4 protein-coding genes are annotated in these 3,044 nt (G+C 33.4%); 2 read left to right on the top strand and 2 right to left on the bottom strand.

The window, feature by feature from the left end; translation table 11 throughout:
• Positions 1-420 (top strand): M28 family peptidase (locus HKP48_RS08965; RefSeq protein WP_296345011.1); only part of this gene is annotated, 420 nt, incomplete at its 5' end.
• Between the two features lie 132 nt (positions 421-552).
• A complete protein-coding gene (locus tag HKP48_RS08960) occupies positions 553-2,325 on the top strand; it encodes a DNA mismatch repair protein MutS (RefSeq protein WP_296345009.1) in 1,773 nt (590 codons plus the stop codon).
• A gap of 82 nt (positions 2,326-2,407) precedes the next feature.
• On the opposite strand, the gene rpmA is transcribed toward HKP48_RS08960, so the two are convergent.
• Together rpmA and rplU are read right to left on the bottom strand one after the other, a co-directional pair.
• Entirely contained in the window at positions 2,408-2,668 is a 261-nt protein-coding gene (rpmA, locus tag HKP48_RS08955) for a 50S ribosomal protein L27 (RefSeq protein ID WP_110474587.1), read from the bottom strand.
• A gap of 27 nt (positions 2,669-2,695) precedes the next feature.
• A partial coding sequence (gene rplU, locus HKP48_RS08950) for a 50S ribosomal protein L21 (protein WP_296345006.1) occupies positions 2,696-3,044 on the bottom strand: 349 nt, incomplete at its 5' end.

The raw sequence follows: 3,044 nt of genomic DNA, 5'->3' as shown, positions 1-3,044 counted from the left end.
CACCACTATCCCAAAAGCGATATCCCCAATAGGGCTGTTTTACTAAGATTATTTCTAAATTCAACGGTTCCGTTCAACAGGAGTTTTCATTGTTCGTCCTGCGGACGCAACGAAAACTTAGTTGTTGGTAGTCGTTATACAGAAAAACTAGAATCATTAATTTCAGATTTTAAAAATCCAACGGAAACTAAATTGCTTGTAGGGCATGATGGTACTGACGGTAAACCAGATTGGACGTTTTCTTCAGACCATGGTCCATTTCATAAAGCAGAGATTCCATTTTTATACTTTGGGAATGAAGATCATGCTTCATATCACAAACCAACAGATGATTTCGAATACATTACACCAGAATTTTATAAAAATGCAGTACGTATAATTTATCAAGTATTGAGAGATTTGGATGCAAAAGGGTTATAATTCCACAACTTTATCATATTTTAAACTAATTAAAATAACGTCAGTTCGAGTGTTCCAGATTTTTTTCTTTAATGTGTAGAGATTAATTCCAGAGCTCAGTTTTTTATTATCTTCCCAACAAGAATTTAGACAATGCAAAACCCATCAGAATTTTATAAAACACAGTTATTAGCTTACCAATCGAAGTCAAAGAAACTTTTTAAAACTTTAAGTCTATACAGTTTATTGCGCTTGGGAATTTTTGTAGTAACAGTTACTGGTATTTACTTCACTTTCAGTCAATGGCAGACAGCGTTAGGAATTGGAGTTGTGGGTGTTGCACTTTTCTTAGTGTTACTTTCCAAATATATCGATTTAAAAGCAGAACGTTCGCAATACAAACGTCTTGTAAAAATAAATGAAGAAGAACTTAAAATAGCTTTTGGCGATTTTTACGATAGAGGAGATGGTTCAAAATATCAAAATCCAAAGCATTTTTACAGTTTAGACATTGATCTGTTTGGCATTGGTTCTTTTTTTCAGTTTGTAAATAGAACCACCATAAAAGAAGGCACTCAAAAACTTGTAGATAACCTTTTAGCAAATGATATTTTAGGGATTAGTGAACGTCAAAACGCTATAAGAGAATTATCGGAAAAACCCGAATGGCGACAAAACTATTCAGCCATTGCTCAAGGTGTTGAGGTTGAAGACACCGCAGTGAGTATTATTAAGTGGCTTAAGGACTATAAGCCTTTTTTAAGTAAAACATGGTTTTTTGTAACTGTTGGTTTTAGTTTTTTTTCAGCCCTAATTTTAGGTTTGGCTATTACCGAAATTATTCCAATTTCTTATTTAGGGTATTGGTTATTGATAGGTTTGGCCTTAACGGCAAGCTGTTTAAAGGGTATTAATAATGTTGCACAACACAGTTCAAAAGCCAAGGAAACCTTTAGGCAATATGCGCAGTTGTTAAACGCTATTGAAAATATTGAGTTTTCTTCGAAATTATTAAAAACACAGCAAAACCGAATTCAGCTCGATGGTAAAAAAGCATCTGATATTTTTTCTAAATTCTCCAAGCATATTGATGCTTTAGATAATAGGAATAATCTAATTTCTGCTGTTTTGGGTAATGGTTATTTTCTATGGGACATCAGGCAAACATACTATATCGAGCAATGGATACAAACCTACTCAAATAAGGTTGAAGATTGGTTTGGGGTTGTTACATTTTTTGATGCGTATAATAGTTTTGGAAATTATGCCTTTAACCATCAGGAGTTCTCGTACCCGAAGATAACTGAAGAAAAGCATACTATTTTCGCACAAGATTTAGGTCATCCACTTTTAAACGCAAATAAGCGTGTAGCTAGTGATTTAAAATTACAACAAGAACAGTTTTTTATAGTCACAGGAGCCAATATGGCCGGAAAAAGTACCTTTTTAAGAACTGTTGCATTACAGATTGTTATGGCTAATGTTGGTTTGCCTGTTTGTGCAAAGGAAAGTAGGTATAAGCCTATAAAATTAATTACGAGCATGCGTACAACAGACTCTTTAACTGACGATAGTAGTTACTTTTTTAGTGAATTAACGCGTTTAAAATTTATTGTAGATACTATAGCGGAAGATAATAATTATTTCATCATTCTTGATGAAATTTTAAAAGGGACAAACAGCACAGATAAAGCTATTGGCTCCAGAAAATTTGTAGAAAAACTAGTAAAACTTAATGCTACAGGAATTATTGCGACACATGATTTAAGTCTCACAGAAATTGAATCTGAATTAGAACCTGTAAAAAATTATTTCTTTGATGCACAAATTGTAAACGATGAGCTTTACTTTGATTACAAACTCAAACAAGGTGTTTGCCAAAATATGAATGCGAGTTTCCTGTTGAAGAAGATGCAGATTGTTTAAATCGTTAAGTGTACACTAAGATAATACAAACAAAAACCCTTTCCGTAAAGAAAGGGTTTTTTAAATTATGAGAATGTTTTAATTAAGCTTCAAAAGGCTCAATAGAAACATAAGACTTATTGTCTTTTTTCTTAGTAAATTTTACTAAACCATCAACTTTTGCATGTAAAGTATGGTCTTTGCCTTGGTATACATTTTCACCTGGGTGATGCGTATTACCACGTTGTCTAATGATAATGTTTCCTGCCACAGCAGCTTGACCACCAAAAATTTTAACACCTAAGCGTTTCGATTCTGATTCTCTACCGTTTTTAGAACTACCAACTCCTTTTTTATGAGCCATTGTCTTAAGGTTTTATATTGTTAATATTTAGCTTAAAGCAGCAATTAAGTCAGATTTCTTCATAGAAGAAATACCTTCAAGACCTTTTGCTTTAGCCATCTCTTTTAATACTGCAACAGTAAGTTTACTCAAATCTTGAGGCTCAGCTGCTGTTTCTTTCTTTGGTTCAGTTTTTTTAGTTTCCTTTTTTGGTTCAGCTTTTTTAGCTCCAGAAGCTGTAATACCTTCGATTACGATTTCAGTTAAAGCTTGTCTGTGTCCATTTTTAACACGGTAACCTTTACGTCTTTTCTTTTTGAAAACAATAACCTTGTCACCTTTAAGGTGCTTTAAGACTTTTGCACTTACTTGTGCTCCGTCTATAGCTGGGGCGCCT

This window comes from Winogradskyella sp., assembly GCF_013042245.1.
Taxonomy (GTDB): Bacteria; Bacteroidota; Bacteroidia; order Flavobacteriales; family Flavobacteriaceae; genus Winogradskyella.
The sequence above is the reverse complement of the archived record's forward strand: the minus strand, read 5'-3'. Positions and strand labels throughout refer to the sequence as shown.

What these genes read in the sequence shown, in the direction of transcription:
- HKP48_RS08960 (WP_296345009.1), top strand. Translation starts at nt 553, where the DNA reads ATGCAAAACCCATCAGAATTTTATAAAACACAGTTATTAGCTTACCAA.
- rpmA (WP_110474587.1), bottom strand. Translation starts at nt 2,668, where the DNA reads ATGGCTCATAAAAAAGGAGTTGGTAGTTCTAAAAACGGTAGAGAATCA.